This is a genomic window from Lactobacillus acidophilus (assembly GCF_034298135.1).
Lineage (GTDB): Bacteria > Bacillota > Bacilli > Lactobacillales > Lactobacillaceae > Lactobacillus > Lactobacillus acidophilus.
On record NZ_CP139575.1, the window covers coordinates 227024 to 251765 of the forward strand.

At 33.7% G+C, this 24742-nt stretch carries 23 protein-coding genes; 18 read left to right on the forward strand and 5 right to left on the reverse strand.

The genetic code is table 11. From position 1 onward, the window contains the following. Nucleotides 1–96 precede the first annotated feature (96 nt). Entirely contained in the window at nucleotides 97–942 is an 846-nt protein-coding gene (locus SO785_RS00990; protein ID WP_003548442.1) for an RluA family pseudouridine synthase, read from the reverse strand. A gap of 89 nt (nucleotides 943–1031) precedes the next feature. On the opposite strand from SO785_RS00990, the gene SO785_RS00995 reads away from it, so the two are divergent. The 5 genes from SO785_RS00995 to SO785_RS01015 are packed head-to-tail and all read left to right on the forward strand — an operon-like array spanning nucleotide 1032 to nucleotide 8124. Beyond that, on the forward strand, nucleotides 1032–3089 hold the full coding sequence (locus SO785_RS00995) for a PBP1A family penicillin-binding protein (RefSeq protein WP_003548440.1): 2058 nt from the start codon (nucleotides 1032–1034) through the stop codon (nucleotides 3087–3089). Between the two features lie 15 nt (nucleotides 3090–3104). Further along, a complete protein-coding gene (locus SO785_RS01000; RefSeq protein ID WP_003548438.1) occupies nucleotides 3105–3455 on the forward strand; it encodes a YlbF family regulator in 351 nt (116 codons plus the stop codon). Between the two features lie 8 nt (nucleotides 3456–3463). Beyond that, on the forward strand, nucleotides 3464–4675 hold the full coding sequence (locus tag SO785_RS01005; RefSeq protein WP_003548436.1) for a metallophosphoesterase family protein: 1212 nt from the start codon (nucleotides 3464–3466) through the stop codon (nucleotides 4673–4675). After that, nucleotides 4656–7154 (forward strand): ATP-binding protein, encoded by a 2499-nt coding sequence (locus tag SO785_RS01010; protein WP_011254507.1) that lies wholly within the window; start codon nucleotides 4656–4658, stop codon nucleotides 7152–7154. Before SO785_RS01005 ends, SO785_RS01010 begins: the two co-directional genes overlap by 20 nt. Next, nucleotides 7147–8124 (forward strand): 3'-5' exoribonuclease YhaM family protein, encoded by a 978-nt coding sequence (locus SO785_RS01015; protein ID WP_011254506.1) that lies wholly within the window; start codon nucleotides 7147–7149, stop codon nucleotides 8122–8124. Before SO785_RS01010 ends, SO785_RS01015 begins: the two co-directional genes overlap by 8 nt. A gap of 69 nt (nucleotides 8125–8193) precedes the next feature. Here SO785_RS01015 and SO785_RS01020 read toward each other — a convergent pair whose 3' ends face one another. From SO785_RS01020 to SO785_RS01030, 3 genes are all read right to left on the reverse strand, one after another. Continuing rightward, nucleotides 8194–9096, reverse strand: coding sequence for a peptidylprolyl isomerase PrsA (locus tag SO785_RS01020; RefSeq protein WP_011254505.1), 903 nt, complete (start codon nucleotides 9094–9096; stop codon nucleotides 8194–8196). 117 nt (nucleotides 9097–9213) lie between these two features. Beyond that, on the reverse strand, nucleotides 9214–9549 hold the full coding sequence (locus tag SO785_RS01025; RefSeq protein WP_003548427.1) for a hypothetical protein: 336 nt from the start codon (nucleotides 9547–9549) through the stop codon (nucleotides 9214–9216). 11 nt (nucleotides 9550–9560) lie between these two features. Further along, nucleotides 9561–9992, reverse strand: a complete 432-nt coding sequence (locus SO785_RS01030; RefSeq protein WP_003548425.1) for an HIT family protein — start codon at nucleotides 9990–9992, stop codon at nucleotides 9561–9563. 93 nt (nucleotides 9993–10085) lie between these two features. Here SO785_RS01030 and SO785_RS01035 point away from each other — a divergent pair, with 93 nt between their 5' ends. From SO785_RS01035 to SO785_RS01095, 13 genes are all read left to right on the forward strand, one after another. Then, nucleotides 10086–10829 carry an ABC transporter ATP-binding protein gene (locus SO785_RS01035; RefSeq protein WP_003548423.1) on the forward strand — a complete coding sequence of 248 codons (744 nt, stop codon included), beginning with the start codon at nucleotides 10086–10088 and terminating at the stop codon, nucleotides 10827–10829. Then, the gene (locus tag SO785_RS01040; protein WP_015613400.1) at nucleotides 10822–12027 is read left to right on the forward strand and encodes an ABC transporter permease; all 1206 of its coding nucleotides are present in this window, start codon (nucleotides 10822–10824) and stop codon (nucleotides 12025–12027) included. Before SO785_RS01035 ends, SO785_RS01040 begins: the two co-directional genes overlap by 8 nt. Nucleotides 12028–12036: 9 nt before the next feature. Then, nucleotides 12037–12693, forward strand: coding sequence for a tRNA (guanosine(46)-N7)-methyltransferase TrmB (trmB, locus tag SO785_RS01045; RefSeq protein WP_003548419.1), 657 nt, complete (start codon nucleotides 12037–12039; stop codon nucleotides 12691–12693). A 65-nt stretch (nucleotides 12694–12758) separates the two neighbouring features. Next, complete coding sequence (locus SO785_RS01050) at nucleotides 12759–13079, forward strand: thioredoxin family protein (RefSeq protein WP_003548417.1); 321 nt, start codon at nucleotides 12759–12761, stop codon at nucleotides 13077–13079. 19 nt (nucleotides 13080–13098) lie between these two features. Then, nucleotides 13099–13746, forward strand: a complete 648-nt coding sequence (ytpR, locus tag SO785_RS01055; RefSeq protein ID WP_003548415.1) for a YtpR family tRNA-binding protein — start codon at nucleotides 13099–13101, stop codon at nucleotides 13744–13746. Nucleotides 13747–13847: 101 nt separating this feature from the next. Further along, nucleotides 13848–15161, forward strand: a complete 1314-nt coding sequence (gene murC / locus SO785_RS01060) for a UDP-N-acetylmuramate--L-alanine ligase (protein ID WP_003548413.1) — start codon at nucleotides 13848–13850, stop codon at nucleotides 15159–15161. Nucleotides 15162–15262: 101 nt separating this feature from the next. Then, nucleotides 15263–17347 carry an SLAP domain-containing protein gene (locus SO785_RS01065; protein WP_003548412.1) on the forward strand — a complete coding sequence of 695 codons (2085 nt, stop codon included), beginning with the start codon at nucleotides 15263–15265 and terminating at the stop codon, nucleotides 17345–17347. A 121-nt stretch (nucleotides 17348–17468) separates the two neighbouring features. Next, nucleotides 17469–18302: a MurR/RpiR family transcriptional regulator gene (locus SO785_RS01070; protein WP_003548408.1), complete on the forward strand. Its 834-nt coding sequence runs from the start codon at nucleotides 17469–17471 to the stop codon at nucleotides 18300–18302. A 180-nt stretch (nucleotides 18303–18482) separates the two neighbouring features. Continuing rightward, complete coding sequence (locus SO785_RS01075; RefSeq protein WP_003548405.1) at nucleotides 18483–18686, forward strand: PTS glucose/sucrose transporter subunit IIB; 204 nt, start codon at nucleotides 18483–18485, stop codon at nucleotides 18684–18686. After that, nucleotides 18676–20358 (forward strand): glucose PTS transporter subunit IIA, encoded by a 1683-nt coding sequence (locus SO785_RS01080; RefSeq protein WP_003548403.1) that lies wholly within the window; start codon nucleotides 18676–18678, stop codon nucleotides 20356–20358. Before SO785_RS01075 ends, SO785_RS01080 begins: the two co-directional genes overlap by 11 nt. A 1-nt stretch (nucleotide 20359) precedes the next feature. Continuing rightward, nucleotides 20360–21802, forward strand: coding sequence for a glycoside hydrolase family 1 protein (locus SO785_RS01085; RefSeq protein ID WP_003548401.1), 1443 nt, complete (start codon nucleotides 20360–20362; stop codon nucleotides 21800–21802). Then, nucleotides 21765–22403 carry a YczE/YyaS/YitT family protein gene (locus tag SO785_RS01090; RefSeq protein ID WP_003548397.1) on the forward strand — a complete coding sequence of 213 codons (639 nt, stop codon included), beginning with the start codon at nucleotides 21765–21767 and terminating at the stop codon, nucleotides 22401–22403. Before SO785_RS01085 ends, SO785_RS01090 begins: the two co-directional genes overlap by 38 nt. Nucleotides 22404–22428: 25 nt before the next feature. Then, complete coding sequence (locus tag SO785_RS01095) at nucleotides 22429–23301, forward strand: arginase family protein (RefSeq protein ID WP_011254502.1); 873 nt, start codon at nucleotides 22429–22431, stop codon at nucleotides 23299–23301. Between the two features lie 95 nt (nucleotides 23302–23396). Here SO785_RS01095 and SO785_RS01100 read toward each other — a convergent pair whose 3' ends face one another. Beyond that, the gene (locus SO785_RS01100) at nucleotides 23397–24731 is read right to left on the reverse strand and encodes an MATE family efflux transporter (RefSeq protein WP_003548393.1); all 1335 of its coding nucleotides are present in this window, start codon (nucleotides 24729–24731) and stop codon (nucleotides 23397–23399) included. Nucleotides 24732–24742: the final 11 nt, after the last annotated feature.

Sequence of the window (24742 nt, forward strand, 5' to 3'; positions counted from 1 at the left end):
AAAATACATACAAGACAAAATTATACACCATCTTGAAAAAATAGATATAGTTTATTAGCAAATTGCAAACATTTTGCTTAAAAATATATGCTGTTATTAATCTGGAAGCTTAATTTGAACTGTTTTAAAGTCAAATGGCTTAATAAAAGACATTTGATAAGCCGTAAGTTGTAATTCTTCTCCTTCTTGAAAATTAGGATTATAAAGTGGATCACCTATGATAGGACAGCCCTTAGCAGCTAAATGAACGCGGATTTGATGAGTTCGTCCAGTTTCCAGCGTTAATTTAACTGTACCAGTATTATCCGGATTAGTTTTTAAAATCTCGTAATGAGTTACCGCTTTTAAGCCATCACTGCGCACCATTCTTTTTCTTTGGTCATCTGGGTCTTGCCCAATAGGAAAATCAATGATGCCTTTATTTTTCAATTTATCAGTGTTGTTAACTTTTGCAATATATTCGCGGTGAAACATTTTGGTAGTTAATTCACGATTAAGAATAGGTACTACTGCAGGATTTTTTGCTACTAAAAGTAGTCCTCCTGTAAGCATATCGAGTCGGTGTACGATATAGGGACTACTGCCTAAATAAGTAGCGCAATCATTTAATGCAGTATCCGTTTCATTTAAATTAGGATGAGTTTTCTGTCCTTTATTTTTATTAATTACGAGGACATCATCATCTTCATATACTATATTAGGCAAATTACCACTAGCCGGATAAATTTGTTGCAATGAATCAATATGATCTAATTTAATGTTAATTCTATCTCCAGGAAAAACTTGCTCGTTAAAATGGTGGTATGTGCCATTAATAGTTACATTGCGCTCAATTCTCAAGTAATGACGCCATTTTCTTGGAATAAGTAATTTACGTAAAACTTCGTTAACTGGTAGTGGGTTAAGATTTTTTGGATAAAAAAGTGTAAAATTATAAACCATAAATATTTCCTAAGTCTGCTTTAATTCTAAACATGTGTTTTAGCAACTATGATACAATTTTCTTGTTTCTAAAAAGGAGCATGTATTTAATGAATAATGACCAACCAAGAAGAAGTAGTTTTAAAGATGCTTGGCATCGATTTGATAACCGCTTCTTTATCGGACGCTGGATTATTTTAATCCTGCTTATTCTTATGCTTTTAACTTGTACATATTATACAATCAAAGTTAAAACTTCGAATATCTCGAATTTAAAAGCATCATTATCAACAACAACAACCATTTATGATTACAAGGGTAAAAAAGCTGGTTCTTTGTATTCACAAAAGGGATCGTTTGTTGAATATGACAAAATTTCGCCAAATATTCAAAATGCCGTGATTTCGACAGAAGATCGTACTTTCTGGAAAAACCCCGGCTTTAGCGTTAAAGGAATGGCCCGTGCTGCCATTAGTTTAATTATTCATCATGGTCAAGTTACCGGTGGTGGATCGACGTTAACACAGCAGTTAGCTAAGAATTCGCTTCTTACGCAGCAGCAAACTTTTTCGCGGAAATTAGAGGAACTATTTTTTGCAATTGAAATCAATCATGTTTACTCTAAAAAAGATATTTTGACAATGTATTTGAACAATGCCTACTTCGGAAATGGGGTATGGGGTGTTCAAGACGCTAGTCGTAGATATTTTGGTAAAGATGCTAGTGAAGTAACTGTCAGTGAAGCCGCAACACTTGCTGCAATTTTGCGTAATCCAAGTTATTATAATCCAGTTGACCATATGGCTAATGCATTATCACGTCGAAACCTAGTTTTAAGTTTAATGGCTGATAATGGCAAAATAACTGCTGCTCAAGCTAAAGCTTATTCTAAAGAAGGATTAACTTTAAGAAACACTTTTAAAAACAAAGATGGCTATCGCTATCCTTACTTCTTTGATGCTGTAGTTGATGAGGCAATTAACAAATATGGTTTAACTGAAGAACAGGTAATGAATAAGGGATTAAAGATTTACACTACTCTTAATCAAAATTACCAAGGACAATTACAAAATACCTTTGAGCAAAGTTGGCTGTTTCCACAAGCGGGAAGCGATGGTGTTGAATGTCAAGGTGCTAGTGTGGCAATGGATCCAGGTACTGGAGCGGTTCGTGCAGTAATTGGTGGACGTGGTCAACATGTCTTTCGTGGTTATAACCGTGCAACACAAATGAAACGTCAGCCGGGTTCTTCAATTAAGCCGATAGCAGTATATGCGCCAGCTCTTCAAAATGGCTATCATTATGATTCAGAGCTATCAAATAAATTGCAAAAATTTGGTAAGAATGGGTACGAACCACATAACGTTGACAACGGCTATTCTGATAAAATCCCAATGTACCAAGCCTTGGCTCAAAGTAAAAATGTGCCAGCAGTTTGGTTATTAGATAAAATTGGTGTAAATAAAGGGGTTCAATCTGTTGAAAACTTTGGTATTAAAGTACCGAAAAGTGATCGTAACCTTGCTTTGGCCTTAGGTGGTCTTTCAAGTGGTGTATCACCATTGCAAATGGCTCGAGCTTATTCTGCTTTTGCCAATAAGGGTAACTTACCAAATAACTCATACTTTATTACTAAGATTACAGATGCAAGTGGTAATGTTTTGGCAGAAAACAATAATCTAGGTACCCATAGAGTTATTTCAGAGAATACAGCAAAAGAAATGACTACGATGATGCTTGGGGTGTTTACTAATGGTACAGGTCAGTCTGCTCAACCTAATGGTTATAAAGTAGCTGGTAAAACTGGATCAACGGAAGTACCTAATTCATATGGTTTCGGTACCAAAGATCAATGGATTGTCGGGTATACACCAGATATTGTTTTAGCTACTTGGGTCGGCTTTGATCGTACTAACCGGCAACATTATATGCAAGGTATCTCTGAAACAGGAATTACTAGGTTGTATAAAGCAGAAATGGAAGGAATCTTGCCATATACTGCACAAACGCAATTTACTGAAAAAGCACCTAGCCAAATTATAAAGAATAATGGTTCAAATTCTGATTGGACTGGTGGATTAGGACAAAAAATTCAAGATGGTATAGGTTCTGCGGGACAGACAATTAATGAATGGTATAATAGTCTGAAAGGGCTATTAGGCCGATAAATTTAGGAGGACTTTATGATTAATATTTATGATTCAGCTAATAAGTTAGCAGAAGATTTGACTCAAACTGATCAATACAAGGCTTTGGCAGATGCTGTAAAGGTTGTCCAAGAAGATGCTGAAAGTGCAGCTTTATTCAAGAAGATGGACGAATTACAAACTAAGATTATGCAATCTCAACAAACCGGTCAACCTTTATCAGAAGAAGATCAACAAGCTTACAAGGACTTAAACGATCAAGTTCAAAACAACAAGCAAATCGTTTCACTTCTTCAAACTGAACAAAGTTTATACGAATTGCTTAACGATATCCAAAAGACCTACTCTAAGCCAATTAATGATCTTTATGAAGATCTTAGAAAATAGAATTTGCAATGAAGTTTATTCACTTTGCAGATGCGCATTTAGATAGTCCATTTCGTGGGCTATCTTTTTTGCCATCTAAGGAATTTAATCAAATATATCAAGCGGCAGATCAATCATTAACTAATATCGTTGATCTAGCTTTGAGAGAAAATGTAGATTTAGTATTAATTGCGGGTGATACTTTTGATAGTAATACTCCGTCTCCAAGAGCCCAGCTCTTTTTTGCTCAGCAGATTAAGCGATTAACTGACAAAAATATTCAAGTAGTCATGATTTTTGGTAATCATGATCATATGAAACAAGAAGATTTATTGGTTAATTCTAGTCCATACTTTAAACTTTTGGGTAATGAAGAAAAGGTAGAAAAAGTATCGTTTAAAACTAAGACAGGCTTTGAATATGACGTTGCCGGTTTTTCATATCTAAATAATCATATTACTCACGATATGTTGCAGTTTTTCCCTGAAAAGAATCAAAATTATATATTCGGTTTGATGCATGCCCAAGTTAAAGATTTAGCTAAAAATGATTATGCGCCATTCACAATACGTGATATGCAAAATTTAAATTATGATTATTTTGCTTTGGGACATATTCATGCAAGAAATAATTTAAGTGAGCAACCGCTAATCGTTTATCCAGGTAATATTCAGGGGCGTCATATTAATGAAATGGGAGAAAAAGGATGTTACTTAGGTGAAGTAGATGAAGATACGCATAAGACCAGCCTTAAATTTATGCCAACAGCTCCTATTTTATGGCAAAATGCTCAAATTGATTTGAATAAGGAAATTGGTAAAAATCTTTTGCAAACTAAGATTGTTTCGGCTTTAACAGCTACTAAGAAAACCTACTTTAGTTTAAAAATAAATGGCGCACAATTTTTAACTGAAGAGGAAAAAGAATTGGTTCAAGATTCCGATTTTTGGCAAACAATTTCACAGAACTTACTATTTGATTCACAGTTGGTGGATGTTCGCTTTGAAGTGAATGAAAGTTTGGAATTAAATGATAATGATCAAGCCGCTTTTAAGCAAGCTAAGAATGAAATTTTTGCTTCAGATGAATTTGATCAGATAGTAAATGATTGGAAGAAAAAAGACATGCTAGCTGCTAATTTGGCAGAGGAGCCGAATTTTGTGAATGAAGTTAAGCAACTAGCAGAAGTGAAGTTAATGAGTAAATTGAAAGGGATAAGTAATGAGGCTGAAACAGATTAAAATTGTTAACTTTGGGCAGTTCTCAGACCAAACTTTTGATTTGCCTAGTGATAAAATTGATGTCTTTTTTGGTGCAAATGAAGCGGGGAAAAGTACTACTGTAGCATTCATTAAGCAAATTTTGTTTGGCTTTCACTTACGTAGTAATTCTTCTCCATTTTTTGAAGATTACACACCACTAGCTCATGTTAGTCCAATGGGCGGTAGTTTAGTTTTTGAAAATAATGGTAGCGAATATAAATTAGAGCGTTTATATGCCAAGGGAGATAAGACTAAACGCGGTATCTTGACGGTTAAAAAAGATGGTGAAGTAGTGCCAGAAAGTATCTTTTATGACCAGATCCAAAACATTGATGGTCCATTTTATGCGGATAGTTTTATTTTCAATCAAGAAATGCTGGGGCAAGTAAGCAGTTTAAGCCAGGAAGATTTGCTAGAGCGTATATATTATTTAGGTGCAGCTGATAGTGGAAAATTACTTGAATTGCGTGACGATTTTGCTAAAGAAGCCAGCAAATTATTTAAAAAGACTGGTAAAAAGCCAGAAGTTAATCGTTTACTTAAACAGGTAGAAATACAGCGTGATAATTTAGCACAAACTCAAGCTGAATTTACTGATTATGAGACACTAGCTCAAAAAGTTTCGGCTAAAAAATCGGAATTAATAGAAAAGCAAAAATTATTGGCTGATTTACAAAAAAAGGCAGATAATCTGTACCACCTTGAAAAAGAAGTAAGCAATTATCAAAATTTGCTTGATTTACAAAAACAGAGCAAAAATATCTCTTTTGATAGTGAAAATTATCAAAGGGCACAGGATATTATGGCTCAAGGCCGCAATTTAAAAAATACAATTCAAGCTTTAGAAGAGCAAATAAATAATTTATCTGACATTAATTTAGCTAATGTGACTGAAGATAAAAAACTAGTACAGCAAAAGCCACGATTGTTGCAGTGGCAAGCAGAATATCGTGCCTGTGTACAAAAACAAGAGCAATTAGAACAAGAAAAAAATCAATTGTTGTCTTTATCGCCTGAATTAAGAGAAGTACTTAACTTGAGCTCTACCCAAATTCAACAATTGCAAACTGATTATACTAATTTGCCTAAAGTTGAAGAAAAAGAATTAATTGTAAATTCAAATAATAAGTTTTGGTATGCAGTAGGTGGAACTTTAGCTGGATTGGGTTTGGTTTTACTGGGTGCAATTGGGTCATTAGGGATAGTTGCTTTAGTTACTGGAATTATCTTTATTGCTGCTGGTTATGTTAAAAATAATAATGATCATAAACAAAATGCAGTTATTTTAGAAAAACAAAAATTAGTTGTTGAAAAGCGAGAGGACTTTCAGGCTAAGTATGGTTTAAATCCAGATACGCTCAATTTAAATAATTTGTTGACTAATTTGAATCAATATCAATTAAAGGAAAGTACTGAAAAAACAAATGCTGCACAAATAAATGAAATCAATCAAGAAACAGAGCAACTTGCAACTAATTTGCAAAATGTATTAAAAATGCACGTTGATAATAACTTTGATGACCTTTTATCTAGCTTGGATGAGTTAGAAAATCAAGTTAGTCATGTTCAGGAAATATCACAACAAAAAACAAATTTGACAGCTTCTTTAGCTCAAGATAATCAAGATTTGAAAGAACTTGGATTAAAGCTGCAAGCCTTATTGGCTAAAGCAGATGTAAAGGATATGGCAGAATATGATAAACTCTACCAAGAATCATTACATCAAACTAAACTTCAAACACAAATCGAAGTATTGAAAAAGAGTCTAAATAATGATTTGGCTGAATTGCAACAGATTGTTGATCAACCTAATGAGCTACAAAAGCAGCTGCAAATTATGACAGAAAAAATTGCTGCTACTACAGATGAAGTAAATACTTTGCAACAGCAAGTTGCTGAACTACAAGTACAATTGAATAATTTGTCAGATTCAACTGCAGTTTTTGAGGCAAAACAAGATTTAGCTAATGCTGAAACTAACTTTACTAACAGTAGTAAAGAATATTTAGCTAATTTATTGGCTGCTAAGTGGATCAGTAGATCGCTTGATATAGCTTCTAATGAGCGTTTTCCTAAAATGCTTAAGGCAGCTAAAGAATATCTAAAACTTCTTACAGGTGGTCGCTATGTCGATTTAGAGTTAGATAAAAAACTTACAGTAATTAGAAATGATGGTAAGAAACGCGAAGTTAAATATTTATCACGTGGAACTGCTGAGCAGTTGTATTTTGCTTTAAAGCTGGCCTTTATTGAACAAATAAAAGATAAAATTAATTTACCAATTTTGATTGATGATTCATTCGTTAATTTTGATGATCGTCGAATTGGCTACATCGATAAATTACTTAAGAAAATTAGTGAAAATAACCAGGTGTTAATTTTTACAGCACAAGAAAGTTTGGTTAATAAGTTGCAAATCAAGCCATTGACTTTCATGAAAGGAATTAAGGATGCTTAAACGTTTGCTAGACTATAATGATGGCGAAGAAATGGATATCGTTGTTTTAATCAAAAATTCACAGTTGCGCCGTAATAAAAAAGATAAACTTTTTTTAGCGATGCAATTTGGTGATGGCTCAGGTGAAATTCGCGGAAATTATTGGGATGCGAGTCATCAAGATGCGGCAACTTTTAGCACTGGTACGATTGTAGAGTTAAATGGAAAAAGAGAGGAATATCAGGGTAGACCACAAATTAGAATATATAGTTTGCGTGTTGTTGGACCACAAGAGGGATATTCACTTGATGAATTTATTAAATCAGCCCCAGAAACCACTAATGATATGAAGGGCGAAATTGATGACTTTGTTAAGCAAATTCAAAATAGAACATGGAGAAGTATTGTAGAGTACTTACTTAAAAAATGGGATAAACGTTTCTTTGATTATCCTGCTGGAAAAAGTAATCACCATGCATTGCGAGGAGGACTCGCATATCATACTTTGGCTATGCTTAAAGATGCTAGAGGCTTAGCTGATAATTATGAACAGATTAACCGATCATTACTTTATGCGGGATGTATTTTGCATGATATGGGTAAGGTACAGGAATTAACCGGACCTGCTGCAACGCAGTATACAATTGAGGGCAATCTGGTTGGCCATCTTGTTTTGATTGATGAACAAATAATGTTAGCAGCTCAGGATTTGAAGATTGATCTTGAATCTGAAGATTTGTTATTACTTAGACATATGGTTTTATCACATCATGGTAAATTCGAATATGGTTCACCTAAGTTGCCAGCGTTGCTTGAAGCAGAGATTTTGCACCGTATCGATGATTTAGACGCAATGGTTTATGCAGTAACTAATGCACTGCAACATACTGGTAAGGGTACATTTACTGAACCATTACAAAGTCAAGATGGTAAAAGATACTATAGACCTAAAAATGATCCTGAATTAGATCAAGCGAAGAATTTGGAATAAAAAAATATATAGAAAAAAAGAGATAAACTTTTTATAAAAAGTCTATCTCTTTTTTGTATGTAACGTATATTACTTAGTAGCACCAGTTGATACGTAAGCTGATAATACGTCCTTCAAGTCGCTATCCTTAATTGAAACATCAGCACGCTTCAATACAGTTGCGATAACGTCTTTCATAGTTGATTGATCTTGAGCCATTGATGCATAAATTTCATCATCAATAGCCTTCTTGTGATCAGCAAATTTACCCTTAGCTGGGTGGTTAATCATCTTAATTACGTGGTAGCCTGATTGTGATTTAACTGGAGTTGAAGTAACTTCACCAGTCTTAAGCTTAAATGCAGCAGTCTTGAATGCTGAGTCAAGAGTGTTGTCAGTTGAGTCAAATGAAGGAAGCTTACCAGCTTTATTCTTAGTTGCAGTATCGAGTGAGTATTTCTTAGCTAAGCTACTGAAGCTCTTACCATCTTTTAATTGCTTGATAATGTCTTGAGCAGTTGACTTCTTAGCAACCAAAATATGTTGAACAGTTACCTTAGGTTGGTAGCTCTTCCAAGCTTGTTGTTCTTGCTTTTTAGTAATCTTCTTAATATGCTTTAATGCTTGTTCAGAAAGAAGATTAGTCTTTAAGTTTTCTTTGAAACTTGAAGCAGTCATACCATTTTGTTGTAAAACAGCACTAAATTGTGAGCCATATTGCTTCTTGTAGTTGTTGTATTGCTTGTCAACTTTCTTTGATGATACGTATTTGCCGTATTGTTGTTCCAAAGCACGGTTGATAATCATGTTAGCCAAAGTTGATTTACCAGCTTGTGACTTTTTCATTTCATCATAGTATTGTTGTTGAGTAATCTTACCACCTTTGTAAGAAGCAACAGTAGAATTGCTACCACTGTTTGAACAAGCGGCAGTAGATAATGCAACACCAGCTACAGCGACGACTGCAGCAACTTTTTTCATATAACTCTTCATATAATTAAATCTCCACATCCTTAAATAAGTAACTGTCAATTAATATACCATAAATTTGGAGAAATCGTTTTTAAATAGCAAATATTCATAGAAAAATCAAAGTTTCTTTAATTTTTCTTAGTCCTTTGTATCTAAATTATTCAAATTTTGGTTTAATTCATCACTTTTTTGTTGCATTTTTTCAACAATAGGCTGAATGTGTTTGGAATATTTTTCAAAATCATCATTCATATCACTAATTGTGCGTTCTGCTTCAGGAAGATGTTCATTTAAATCGTGACTGGCTTGTTTAGCCTTTTTTAATGCATCACTAAAGCGTCCGCCTTCATGCTTAATAGCATCATATTCATCTTTTAATGGTTTGCCGGGACGGTTGCCATCACTATCTGTTAAGCAGGAAAATACGAATCCTGCTGCGGCACCAAAAACTGTGCCTAATAAGAAATGTTTCATTTATTTACTCCTTAGAATTGAGCCTTAATTTTATCTGCAACTTCGTTGTACTTAGACTCATCATATTGATCAGCGTTGTTACGAGTCATTAATTTTAAGCCATCCCCTTCAAAACGTGGGATGAAGTGAATGTGTGAGTGCATAACAACTTGGTTAGCTGATTTACCGTTATTAGTGGTAATGTTCATGCCGGTTACATTAGGAAATGCCTTTTTAATTGCATTGGCAATTACTGGAATGTATTGCAAGTATTGTTGTGCATCTTCTTTAGTATAGTCGAATAAGTTAACGATGTGCTTTTTTGGGACCATTAATGTATGTCCTGGGTTTACTTGTGAGATATCCAAGAATGCTTTTACATCGTCATTTTCAAATACGGTGTAACTAGGAATTTCACCGCGAATAATTTTACAGAATAAGCAATCGTCTACTAATTTTTCCATAATTAAAATACCTCTTGTGTTTGAACTTTAGTTTCCTTTTATTTTCATGCTATCATAAACTATGTATAAATTCAGTAAAGAAAGATAGGAAAAATGACATTAAAAATTGAACATTTAACTGGGGGCTATACCGGCGTCCCTGTTATTAAAGATATTAATCTTGAAATTAAGCCTGGTGAGGCTTTAGGGCTAATTGGGCTTAATGGTGCCGGTAAATCGACGACGATTAAACATATTTTAGGTTTGCTTCGTCCGCAAAAAGGAAAGATCATTTTAAATGATGTGGTTTTAACTCAGCAGCCTACGAAGTTTAAACGTGAAGTTGCTTATATTCCTGAAACACCAATTTTATACCCGGAATTAACTTTGAAAGAACACTTGGAATTAACCATGCTCAGTTATAAGTTAGATGAGAAAAAGGCGTGGGAAAGAGCACATGAATTGCTTAAAATGTTCAGATTAGATGATAAGCTTGAATGGTTACCGATCCACTTTTCAAAGGGAATGCGCCAAAAAGTAATGATTGTTTCTGCCTTTTTAGCTGATACAAGTTTACTTGTAATTGATGAACCATTTACAGGACTTGATCCCTTGGCCGTTGCTAACTTAATTGACTTGATCAAACAAGCAATTGCTAATAACAAAATGGTGTTAATGACTACACACGTTTTAGCAGATGCCCAACAAGCAATTTCTAACTATGCTGTTTTAAATAATGGTACGATCGAGATCATCGGCAATTTGCAAGATATTCGTGAGCATTATGGTTTAAAGCCTGATGATCCATTTGATAAGTTATATTTAGCTTTGAATAGAGAGGATCATGGCAATGCGTGAATTAGCTAAAAAGAGATTAAATGAGAATCTCAAACAGTCAGTTAAATATTTGACGCTTGTTTTCAATGATTTCTTTATTTTAGCCTTGATTTTTTTAGTCGGAGCATTAATGTTTTGGTATGCCGAAGCAATGAAGACTATGCCAACGAACCTATGGTTTTATCGTCCATTAGTCGGTTTTATTCTTTGGCTGCCTCTTTTAACCGGACGATTGGTAACTTTGATCAAAGAAGCTGATATGCAGTTCTTGTTTACGCAAGATGAACAAATGAATGAGTACTTAAAACCAATGTACAGATATAGTTTAGTCTTGCCATTTATTCTTGAAGTCTTATTGGCAGGGATCGTCTTTCCGTTTGCTACAATCAAAGCAGGTATAAATGTTTTTGCATATCTTTTGTTAGTAGTTGCAATGTTACTAATTAAAGGCATTGAGTTAGAAGTCGAAAAAAGTAATTTGTACTTTGGTAAAAAGATTAGTTTGGCTACTTTAAGTTTGATAGCTCTAGTTTTAGCAATTATTTCAGCATATTATGCATATATTGGTATCGTAGCTGGAATTATTGGAATTTTCTTCGTAACTAGATTAGCTAATGAGCTAATTTTTGACTGGCGTTACGCTGTAGAAAGTGAAAAAGTTAGAAAAGACCGTGTATATTCAGTCTTCAGTATGTTCACTGATGTAGAAGAAAAGCAAGTAAGTATTAAACGTAGAAAATATTTAGATTTTCTTTTGCCTAAGTCGATTGCTAAAGAAAATCCTAACTTGTTCCTTTATAGAAGATCATTACTTAGAAATCCAGAATATTTGAACTTGCTAGTTAGAATGACTGTTTTTGCCGGCTTAATTTCATGGTTAGTACAAGATTGGCATTGGTCGCTTGGCTTATCATGTTTAGTAATCTTTTTAACGGTTTACCAATTATTGCCAATGGCAACAGAATTTGATCGTAACTTTATGTATCGTGTTTATCCAATTGAAAGAAAAAATCGTGGTAAAGATCTCGTTAAAGTTTTGACATTCGGTTTATTCATTCAATGGTTAATTATTAGTATTTTCTGGTTGATTGTTTTGCCAATAAATATTAATCTGCTAGAGGCAATGATTATCTTGCTTGCATTTACTGTTTTAATTACTGCAGTATATTTGCCAAGCAGAGTGAAGAAGATGAATCAAAAGAATTTTGGAATTAGATAGGGAAAGAATATGAGATTAAGAAACAAACCTTGGGCCGTAAAACTTGTTAATGATCATCCTGAAAGTGTATTGCAAAATCCTAACCCAGATGAAAAGATTTACTGGGAAAAGCGATTTGGCAATGATCATCCGATTGAAATTGAAGTTGGTTCAGGTAAGGGACATTTTATTACAACTTTAGCTGAACAACATCCTGAAAAGAATTTTGTGGCTTTAGAATTACAAACTACTGCAGCAGGTATTATTTTGCGTACTAAGTTAAAAAAGGGGTTAGACAACTTACAAATTTTACGTGGGGATGCTGCTGACATCAATTGCTTTTTCGATAAAAATACTACTGATGTAATTTACTTAAACTTTAGTGATCCATGGCCAAAGAGTCGTCATGAAAAGCGTCGTTTGACTTATAAGAGCTTTTTGAATAAATATCAGCAAGTTTTAAAGCCAGAAGGTCATATTGAATTCAAGACTGATAATTCAGGTTTATTTGCATATTCTGTTCAAAGTATGAATAATTACGGGATGTTCTTTGACTTTGTTTCTGTAGATTTGCATCATGAAAAGCCGGAAATTGTAGAAAAGAATATTGAAACAGAATATGAGCATAAGTTTGCTGCTAAAGGTAATCCTATATATGCACTTCATGCTCATTTTGAGACAAAGTAATTTGCAAAAATAATTCTTTTTTGTATAATACTTGTAAAAAGTAAGAAAGATTAGAGGCATAAAAAATGGAAAAGATTAAAGAGTTATCTGAAGATAAATTACAAGAAATCACTAAGTCTGGTCGCACCGTTTTAGAATTTTCAGCAGAATGGTGCCCAGATTGCCGTTTCCTTGATCCATTTTTGCCAGAAATTGAAAAAGATTTCTCTGACGCCAAGTTTTATCAAATTGACCGTGATGGTTCAGTTGATGTTGCAAAAAAATTAATGATTATGGGAATTCCTTCATTTGTTGTCTACCAAGATGGCAAAGAAATTGGTAGACTAGTAAATAAGGACCGTAAAACTAAAGATGAAGTAGAAAACTTTTTACGATCACTTGACTAAAAGAGGAGATTAAAAAAGCATGATTACTAGTACTAATAAAGAAGCTTATCCTAATACTTTGATCGTTATTTTAGGTCATGATGAAGGTCGTAGCTCTTTTGAAGAAAAAGAAGACGTTACTCGTGTAACTAACGATAAGGGTGAAACTATTGGTTTTAACTTCTTCAATGTTGATAAGTTAATTGACTTTGATAAGTTGCCAAATGGTCCAGTTAAGCTTTCAGATGATGAACTTGAAGCTCTTAATAAGAAGCTTGCTGAAGTTGGATTTGATGATAAGCTTGAATATGGCAAGCCAACCCTTGTTTATGGCTATGTTAAGACTTGTGAAAAGCACCCTGACTCAGATCACCTTCACGTAACTACTATTGAAGTAGGTGATGGTGAAGAACATCAAATCGTTTGTGGGGCTCCTAACATTGCACAAGGTCAAAAGGTTGTTGTAGCACTTCCAGGTACTTTAATGCCAAATGGTGCACAAATTTGGCCAGGTAAATTACGTGGCGTTGATTCATACGGAATGATTTGTTCAGCAAGAGAACTCGGTTTGCCACATGCACCTCAAAAGCGTGGTATTATGGTAGTTCCTGATTCATTTGAAGTTGGTGCAGAATTTGAACCAACTAAGTGTGATGAATTGATCGCTAGTGGTGAAATCACTTTATAATATTAATAAAACTAAGAAAGAGCCTAAATGGGGCTCTTTTTTTCTTTCTTAATGGTAAAATAATTAACGAGTAAAAACGTTAAAATTTCGAGGGAAAATAAATGTTAGATAAAAACAAACAAATTTGGTTTATTGGTATTAAAGGAACAGGTATGGCTTCATTGGCCTTATTGCTTCACGATTTAGGCTACAACGTTGCCGGAAGTGATATTGAAAAGTACACTTTTACAGAAGTTCCGCTTGAAAAAGTTGGGATTGATATTAAGAGCTTTAATCCTGACAATATCAAGAGTAATGAAGAACAAGTAATCGTTAAGGGTAATGCCTTCAAGGAAGATAATCCAGAAGTTAAGGCTTGTCTTGATAAAGGCGTTAAGTGGCAAAGCTACCCAGATACTGTTGAAGAAATCGTGCAAATGCACACTTCAATTGGAATTTCAGGTACCCACGGTAAGACCTCGACTACTAGTCTTTTAGCACACGTTTTAGGCGAAGTTGCACCAACTTCATATTTGATCGGTGATGGTCGCGGTAAGGGTGTAGACGACTCACGTTTCTTTGTTTATGAAGCTGATGAATACCGTCGTCACTTCTTGGCATACCACCCAGATTACCAAATTATGACTAACATCGATTTTGATCACCCAGATTACTTCAAAGATCAAGACGATTACACTAGTGCATTCCAATCTGCAGCTGATCAAACTAAAAAGGCATTGTTTGTATGGGGTGATGACAAGCGTCTTCAAAGTCTTAAGACTGATATTCCTAAATATACTTATGGCTTTAAGGATACTGATGACTTCCAAGCAGTTGATATTAAGAAGACAACTACTGGTTCGAGCTTTAACGTTTTAGCTCATGGTAAGGATCTTGGTCGTTTTGAAATTCATTTGTTTGGTGACCACAGTATTTTAAATGCTACTGCAGTTATTGCCGTTGCTTATACTGAAAAGGTACCAATGGATGCAATTAGAGAAGGTCTTCTTACTTTTAAAGGGGCTAAGCGTAGATTTAGTGAAAAAGACTTTGGTGATATTGCCGTAATCGACGACTACGCACACCATCCAACTGAAATGCGTGCAACTATTCAAGCTGCTCGTCAAAAGTTCCCAGATAAGAAGTTAGTTGTTGTTTTCCAGCCACATACTTTCTCAAGAACTAAGAAGTACCAAAAGGACTTTGAAGAAATTTTACGTGATGTAGATAAGGCATATATTACCCCAATCTATGCTTCAGCTCGTGAAGCAAATGGCGATATTACCAGTGAAGATTTGGTTAAGAATATTCCAGGTTCAGAAGTTATCGACTTAGATAATATTGCCGATTTAACTAAGAATAAGAATTCTGTCATCGTATTTATGGGTGCTGGCGATATTCCTAAGTATGAAGATGCTTTTGAAAAGTTACTTTAATTAAGAAAGATTAATATCAAACGGACTGCACTTTTAAAGAGCAGTTTTGTTTTATAGTAGAATCATAAGCAAGATATGAAGAAAATACGTAGGTGAAAACTATGAAATTTAATAAAAAAGTTGTGCTAATTTCAGCCGTTGCTTTAATGATGGTGTCACCAGTTTTGTCAATGGGACAAAACTTAACCACCACTGTTAAAGCCGCTGATGATCAAACTGAAAATAATCGATTATTTATCGGAAGTGTAAAGTCTTATATCTACAACAATAAGGGTAAGCGTACTACATATAAGGGAAAATCTTCTCTTAAGTATGGTTCTCGCGTAGATTATTTAGGTAAGTTTTCTGATTATAACGGTAAAAACAAATACTACTTCATGGATACTAAGGGCTACAAGAAGTTTGCTTCTTACAAGATTATTAAAGGTAAGGCATACTTCCCAATTGGTAAGAATGCCTATGTCCGTGTAGTTAATGTCGCTCAGATTAACGATCGTCCTCTTTATGCAAAATCACTAAGTGTCGTAGTTAGTCCTAAGTATGTTCAAAAGCAAGGTCAATATGCTTTCGATGCAGATAACAATATAATTAAGGGTGTTTATTTTAAACCGGGTAAAAAATTAACTATTGATGCACAAGAATATGTTACTAATGGTAACCACACTGATACCATTTATCGTGTAAAAGGTACTAAGCAATTTATTTATGCTAATAGATTAAAGACTGCAGTAAGGCAACAATTAGAAATTTTATCTACCCAAACTCACGTCATTATGAATAAAGATACTCACATGTATCTTGCAAACGGTGAGTTAAAGACTAAGAAGCCTAATACAAACGATAGAGTAAGCTATCGCAAAGGCCAAAGAACTGTGGTTGATCAATTAGTTTATCTTTGGGTTCCTAGCGAAAACAAGGCTGAATTATTCTATCGAGTTGAAAGTGGTTGGACGCCTGCTGGTTCAGAAGGATATGAACCAACTACTAGCTTGGGTTATGTTAAGGTAAGCGATGTTGACTATGATTTTGGCCCACAAATGGTTGATCCGGATAACACCGCTGCAGAAGCTGAAGCAGGTAAGGCTGTCGCAACTAGTTCAGATAAGGCTGAACTTAATAGTTTGATTAATGAAAATCTTGAAGACAATAATTTATACAAATTCAGTTCATTAAGTCAACAATGGAATTATGCTGGTGCTCTTCAAAATGCTAAGGAAATTAATGATTCAAAGACTGCAACCATTAATGAAGTTAACCAAGCAGTATGGGAACTTAAATTTACTAAGAATGAATTAAGTGGTGAAAAGGTTAAGATCGACAACTTAGGTTGGATCGATAATTCAACTGCCAATAAGATCGTTCATACAGCTGGTAGTTCTTACCGTAGCAATCAAAATGTTAGATATGCGATCGACATGGTAAATCACAATACTGTACTTCGCTTAAGAGAATTTGCAGTGCAAAGTAATGGCTCAGACACTAATCATCTTCTTGCAACTAGAGAACTTAACATCAATGACTACGTTACTGTAACTGATCCAAATCCAACTGAAAAAGCAGGCTATCAAAGTTCACTTTCTGAAAAGAACTTGACAAGTAACTCAACTTTGAAGAAGTATGCTGATTTGATCGACTACAATGAATTGACTACTAACTTGGTTGCCAAAACTAATACTCCAATTTACACTAACAGCTATAAGAATAACTACGCTAATGTAAGTAAAGGGAATGTAAATTTAACCAGAACTAGTCAAATCATCAAGAAGGGTAACAACATTGGTTACAAGGTTGGCCCTATCGTAAGAGTTAAGGGTCAATATTACGCAATGGTTCGTAGTAAGAAACGTTATTTCTACGTAAGAGCTGATGCAATTGCCCGTGATAACTTTACTAAAGACGCAGCTTACAAGAAGTACAGTAAGATGATTGACGATGCTGTAACTTCAGAAAATAGTACTGTTTTGGTTACTCCTACTCAAAACACAGTAACTTATGAAAGAAATAGTTACGGTGAGCTTGGTTCAAGCCGTCCTTATAAGAAAGGCACTATGGCTTACTACATCGCTGAACCACATGTAATGAAATACAATGGTGAATGGTACTTCATTAGTGGTTATCCAACTTACAGTGGTACAACTTACATTGCTAAGACTGTTAAGCTTTCTAAAAATACTATTATGAAATAGTAAAAATTATTCTTAAAAATGATATAGTCCTACTTAAGCAGACAACAAATGTATAAATTCATGTTGTCTATAAAAGGTAGGATTTTTTTATATCTAGTAATTAAAAACGAGGAAAGTATAAATGCTGTTTAATCAATTGCAAAATGAAACTAATTTAACTAATTCAGAAAAGGAAATTGCGAGATATTTGTTGAATCAAAATTTAGATTTAGCTACTTTATCTGCGCAAAAACTTGGTGAATTGACTTTCACATCCAAGCCAACGGTATTGCGATTCATTAAAAAATTAGGCTATAAGAAATTTAATGAGTTTTGTTATGACTTAATATCAGAGCAAGAAAGAATTAAGAAATCGAGGGATTTACTTAAACATATTAATATCAATAAAGATTCCAACTTATCTGATTTATTAATCAAGGTACCAAATTTATATAATCAAGCAATAAATCGTACTAATAGTTTGATGGATCAAGAAAATCTAAATTTAATTGTTAAAAAACTTAATACTTTAGATTATATAGATTTTTATGGTTCAGGAATTACAGAGGGGTTAGCGCAAATAGGTAGTTTTAAATTTTCTTCAATTGGTAAATTCGGAGGAGTTTATTCAAATGTCAATGAACACTATTTGACCTCTATCCATGGTATTAATAAGCATGGTGCAATTATTATTTCTTTTACAGGTGGAAATAAGGCAATGATTAATGCCGCAAAAGATTTAAAAAAGTTGAATATTTACTCTTTAGGTATCGGTGGATTGGAAAATGAAGAATTAAAAAATAATTGTAGTAGTTATTTGACCATACCATTTGAAAATTTGAGTTTAGGTATGGAGTCAATTGTTCCTAGTGTGGCTATAAATTATGTTATAGATATCTTATTTACTTCACTGACGATTAAAAATCTATCTCAAAACGTAACAAATGCATTAAAAGTTAAAAATTTAAGAAAATAAAATATCATTACTGAGCTGGTTTATTTAATAGATAAACCAGCTTTTTTGATACAAAAGTTTCATGAAAAAAGTTGATTTTGATACATTTAGTTCTAAAAATTTTGAAAGCGTTTTAAAAGTGTTTATTAGTTAATAAACTGGTAGTGTAATCTAAATTAAACAAAACGATGGAGGAGAATTATGAATGATTCAGAACTTGCTCAAAAAATTCTTGAGCTGATCGGTGGAGAAAAAAACATAGATAATGTAACACATTGTGTTACACGATTAAGAATTACTATAAAAGATAAATCTAAAATTAAAAATACACAAATTCAAGGATTACCTGGTGTTTTAGGAACAAACATGGTTGGTGAACAATATCAGATAATTCTTGGGGGGTAGGGTCACAGATGTTTACAATGCTTTTGTTCCTCTAGTTCATATATCTAATAATTCAACAAGTGATACTAATAAAGCAAAGGAAAACATTATTAGTAAATTGCTCGATATTTTATCAGGCATTTTTGTCCCTATTATTCCTGCTATTATTGGTGCTGGTTTACTGAAAGGAATCTTGATTTTCCTTAACTTTTATCATTTGGTTTCACCAGCAACCAGTACGTATAAATTATTATCAGTTTTTTCTGATTCTGCATTCTATTTTATGCCAATACTTTTAGCATATAGTTCAGCTAAAAAATTTAAGACTAATAAATATGTTGCTGTGGCCATTGCAGGTATTTTAGTTCACCCAGAATTAATTTCGATGATGTCAAAATCAGCAAGTGTTAAATTTTTCGGCATACCATTTACAAGTGCGACGTATTCCACTAGTGTATTACCAATAATTTTGGGTGTATGGGTAATGTCATACATAGAACGTGGTCTTAACAAAATCATACCTAAGATTTTAAGGACTGTTTTGGTTCCGTTATTCACTCTATTAATTACAGCTCCGATAATTTTAGGAATTCTTGGACCAATTGGTACGATTGTTGGTGATGCGATTGGTCAAGGCACAGTTCAGCTTTACTTGCATTATGGTGTAATAGCTGGAATTCTTGTAGGTGCTGCATATCCTTTCCTTGTCATTATGGGGATGCATGTTGGTTTTACTCCCGTAATGGTTCAATCCTTATCAAAATATGGTGTGGATTACATGATGGGAATTTTTGTAGCTTCCAACTCCGCTGAAGCTGGTGCTACTACAGCCGTATGGCTTAAAACTAAGAATAAACAATTAAAAGAAATAGCAGGATCTTCCGCATTGAATGCTATTATCGGTGTCACTGAACCAGCTCTTTTTGGTGTTACTTCTAAATTAAAAAAGCCATTAATTGCCGTATCTATTGGTGGCGCTGTCGGAGGTGGAATTGCAGGATTATTTAAAGTAGCTGCACAAGGTGCAGGTACTGGTCCAATTGCGGGAATTCCATTATTCTTCGGAAAAACTTTCATTTGGTTTATTATCTCATGTTTAGTATCTTATGTTGTTTCCTTTATTCTTGCATATGTGATTGGATTTGAGGATATTCCAAATCCAGAAGATTTAAGTCAAAAGAATTCAATGGATAATCATGAAAAAATAGTTACTACAGTTGTTGCAAATCAATCTGTAGCAGATCCAGTAAATGGTAATGTTATTCCTCTTAGTGAAGTGAAAGATAATGTATTCTCATCCAAGATGATGGGAGACGGTGCTGCTATTGTACCAAACGATAATAAAATTTATGCTCCGTTTGATGGAGTAGTTGAATTAGTATTTGAAACCAAACATGCAATTGGTTTAAAGAGCTATGATGGCTGTGAATTATTAATTCATGTAGGTCTTGATACTGTTGAACTTAAAGGAAAGCATTTCATTTCTCATGTTATTAAAGATCAAAAAGTGAAAAAAGGCGACTTGTTATTAGAATTCGATAGAGAGGCAATATCAAAAGAAGGTTATGATACTACGATCCCTGTTATTGTGACTAATTCTAAAGATTTCGAAAATATTACTAAAACTAAGAAAAAACAATTACAACATGGAGAAGAATTGTTAAAACTAACAGCAAAAAATAAGGAGAATTAGAATGAAAAATAATAAATATGAGTTTCCTAAAAATTTCTTATGGGGTGGAGCATTGGCAGCAAGTCAATGTGAAGGATTTCCTACCGAAGATGGAGGGGGATATTCAACTGCCGATGCATTACCTAAAGGAGTCTTTGGAGATATAAAAATTCCCCCTGTAAAGGATTATTTAAAAAAAGAAGCAATTGATTTTTATCATCGATATCCTGAAGATATAAAAATGTTTGGAGAATTGGGATTAAAAATGCTTAGAATTTCTATTTCTTGGGCTAGAATTTTTCCAAATGGTGATGATAAAGAACCAAATCAAGCTGAGTTAGAGCATTACGATCGATTAATTCAAACATTAATTGATCAAGGAATTGAACCAATGATAACTTTAGAGCATTTTGATTTTCCACTTCATTTAGTTACACAATATGGAGGATGGAAAAATAGAAAATTAATAAAATTATATGCTCGTTTTGTTGAGTTATTATTTAATCGTTATAAGAATAAAGTTAGATATTGGATAACTTTTAATGAAATAAATGTAACTTTGGACGCTCCATTCAATGGAGTAGGACTAATGGATGATGCTAAAAATGTGAATAAAAATGATTTGTATCAAGCAATACATAATCAATTTGTTGCCAGTAGTTTAGCTGTAAAAATAGGGCATGAAATAAATCCTGATTTTATGATTGGCTGTATGGTTGCAAATAGTCCTTATTATCCGTTAACACCTGATCCTAAAGATGTTCTGAAGGCTATGGAAGAAGATAGAAGGACTTACTTTTTTACTGATGTACAAGCTAGAGGAACATATCCTGGATATATGAAAAGATATTTTGATGAAAATAATATTCATTTTCAAACTTTACCTGAAGATATAGATTTGTTAAAAAAATATACGGTTGATTATATCTCATTTAGTTATTACATGAGTTACTGCGCCACCACTCATGAAAAAAACAATAAAAAAATCCGAGGAAATATTCAATCTGCTGTTCCTAATCCATATTTAGAAAAATCTGATTGGGGCTGGCAAATTGATCCTGTAGGCTTAAGAATAGCGCTTAATAGATATTATTATCGCTATCAAAAGCCATTATTTGTTGTAGAAAATGGTATTGGTGCACACGATAAGCTGGTTAAAGACAAGAACGGAAATATAACTGTTAATGATTCTTATCGGATTGAGTATTTACAGGCGCATTTAAAACAAGCTTGGGAAGCAATTCGAGATGGAGTAGACCTTTTAGGTTATACATGTTGGACGCCAATTGATATTGTAAGTAATGGTGTAGCGGAAATGGCGAAACGTTATGGCTTAATTTATGTTGATCGCAACAACGATGGTACAGGATCCCTAAGTAGATACAAAAAGAGAAGCTTCTTTTGGTATCAAAAGGTAATAAAATCTAATGGAACAGAACTTGCAGAAAATATCATTAAAAATTAGGAAAATAATTTTAATTCTATTTGGCGTAACAATTATGGGATTGGGTACTGGCATCTGTAATTCAACAGGGTTAGGTATTGATCCAGTAAATGCTTTAGGAATGGGAATAGCTAAGCAAAAAAATTTACCTTTAGGATTAGTTATTTCTGTGATTCAACTAATCATAATTATAGTAGTGCTTCTATTAGACAAGAGTTTTATTAATTTGGGTACTCTAATCCCTATGGCCTATTTTGGATACGCATTACAATTTTTTACTCAATATCTACCTAATTTTAATACTGAAAATCTAATGATTAAGATTATTATCTTTTTATTAGGTTTAGTAGTGGTTGCTCTTGGGATGTCCATATATATGGGATGTGAGTGGGGATTAGTTGGTTATGATGCATTAGCTTATATTTTTGAGAAAAAGACCAAAAAAAGACCTTTTATATTTAGAGTGTGTTTAGATGCAATAGTAGCTCTAATAGCCTTCTTAGTTCATGGACCGGTAAGTTTAGGAACTATATTATTTGTTATGGGAATAGGTCCACTCATTGATTTATTTAGAAAGTATTTGATTAATCCGTTATACAGAAAGATCTTATTCTATGGTTAAAAGAAATATTGGGAAGGAGAAAAATATGACCAAAACTGTTAGGTTAAACTATCCTCAATGGGAAGGCGGAATGAATCCGAATTACATTATTGGTAACCAAATAATGAATGTAATTGTCCCTAAAACCAAGTTGATGGAAAACGTGGATATCCCAGTAGCTTCAATTAATAGATTAAATTCTTTTAAAAGAGAAAACGGGGTTGATGCTGAAGAAATCCTGAAACAGCAAACGTCCATCGCAATTCAGAGCTTATTATTAAAAAGTCCAGATAAAGTAATAACTATTGGTGGGGATTGCAGTACTAGTTTGGCTCCATTTAATTATTTGAGTGGAAAATATAAAAATAAATTAGGTATTATTTGGCTTGACGCACATCCAGATATATCTGATACTACTCAATCTCATCATTTGCATGAAATGGTTGTTTCAACTTTGATGCACCAAGGTGCTGAATCATTTGAAGAGTTAATAAATCATCCAATTAATAAACAACAAGTTTTATTTACTGGTTTAATCACTAAAGATTTGCGTCCTATGGATGATAAAGTAACAAAATTAGATATGAAATGTTTAACTCCATCAGATTTAGAAAATGATGAATCTCAAATTACTAGTTGGATTAGATCAAATAAATTTACTAAAATTGCTGTTCACTGGGATTTAGATGTCTTATCTTATGAAGATTTTAGATCTATATATCCAGCTGAACCACATACTAATCCTAATAAATTCCCCGCAGCTGTTGGAACAATGAAATTAAAAAAGATTTTTGATATTTTAAATGATATTGAACAAATCAGTGATTTAGTCGGCTTAACTATTGCAGAACATATGCCATGGGATGCAATAAATATGCGTATGGGGTTAAAAAAATTGAATTTGTTTAAGGAAATTTAAACATATAGTTAGAATTAATAGTATTTAAAAAGTAGTATGATTGTGAAATAAAGAAAAGTGTTGTTCTGATAAATGAACAACACTTTTTTATACGCTTAATTTTTTATTTTATCCTTGAGATCTAGACTCTTTTCATAGATGAAGTAACCGATGATGCAGGTGATTACATCACTTACTGCTTGAGCCCAGACAATGCCGTGATAGCCGAAGATGTTTTTCAAAGTCTCTAATGCGATAAAGTAAACTACTCCTTGACGTGCGATTGCCATGATGAAGGCAGCCCAGGCATTACCAACTGATTGGAAAACGGTAGTGTAAACCAGAATAATACCAACAATTGGTGTAGTAATGATAGTTGCAATTAACATGTAACTACCGGCATTGACGATGTCTGGTTGATTCATAAATAAAGCAGTGACTGGACGAGCAAATAGAATTAATAATCCACCGGAAACTACGGCATAGACAACTTGGACAAGAATATCGAAGTTTAAAATCTTCTTTAATCGTTTCCAGTTTTTGGCACCATAGTTGTAACCAATTAAGGGTTGTGAACCAAAGGCAAAACCGACGATTACTAAGATGACGATACTGTAAATCTTTTGTGTGATTCCCATTGCAGCAACTTTATTTGCACCGTATAAGGCTAAAGATGAGTTAAGAAGAGCCATACCGAAGCTTTGTGCAAAGTTAGTAATTGAACCGGGGATGCCGATTGCCACGATATCTTTGATGGTTTTGCCACTGATTTTAGTATATTTTAGCTTTAATTTGATGTATTCAGTTTTACATAGGACGTAATAAATAAGAATAATATCAGTAACTAGATAGCCTGTAATATTGGCGATCCCAACACCGATGGCTCCCATTTTGAAAACAAACAGGAAAATGGGATCGAGAATGATAGCTAAAATTGTCCCTGTCATTGTGGCAATCATTGCTTGAGTGGCTAAGCCTTCTGTTCTGATCAGATTTTGTGGAATAATTGAAAAGACAATTGGAGCAGCACCAATTGATATTATGCGATAAAAGTCGGCCGCATCTTGATAAGTAGCGGCTTTCGCACCCAAAAGGTGAAGAATTGGATTTTCAAAAATTAATAAAATAGCTGTCAGTATTAAACCAGTGACAAATCCACCGATCATACAAAAGCTACTTACACGTTTACTTAGTTGATAATTTCTTTCACCAAACAAACGTGAAATTAATGAAGAGCCACCTAAACCGAAAATGTCAGAAACAGCGATTAGAAAAGTAAAGAGTGGTGCACCAATTGTAATTCCGGCTACTAGATTAGTATCGCTGGTTTTAGCAACAAACATTGTGTCAGCTAGGTTGTAGATCATAGTAGTGATCATCCCTAGGACGACTGGCAGTGCTAGCTTAAAATAGACCTTCTTGATTGGCGCTTTAGCAAATAGTTCATCCATATATTTTTCTG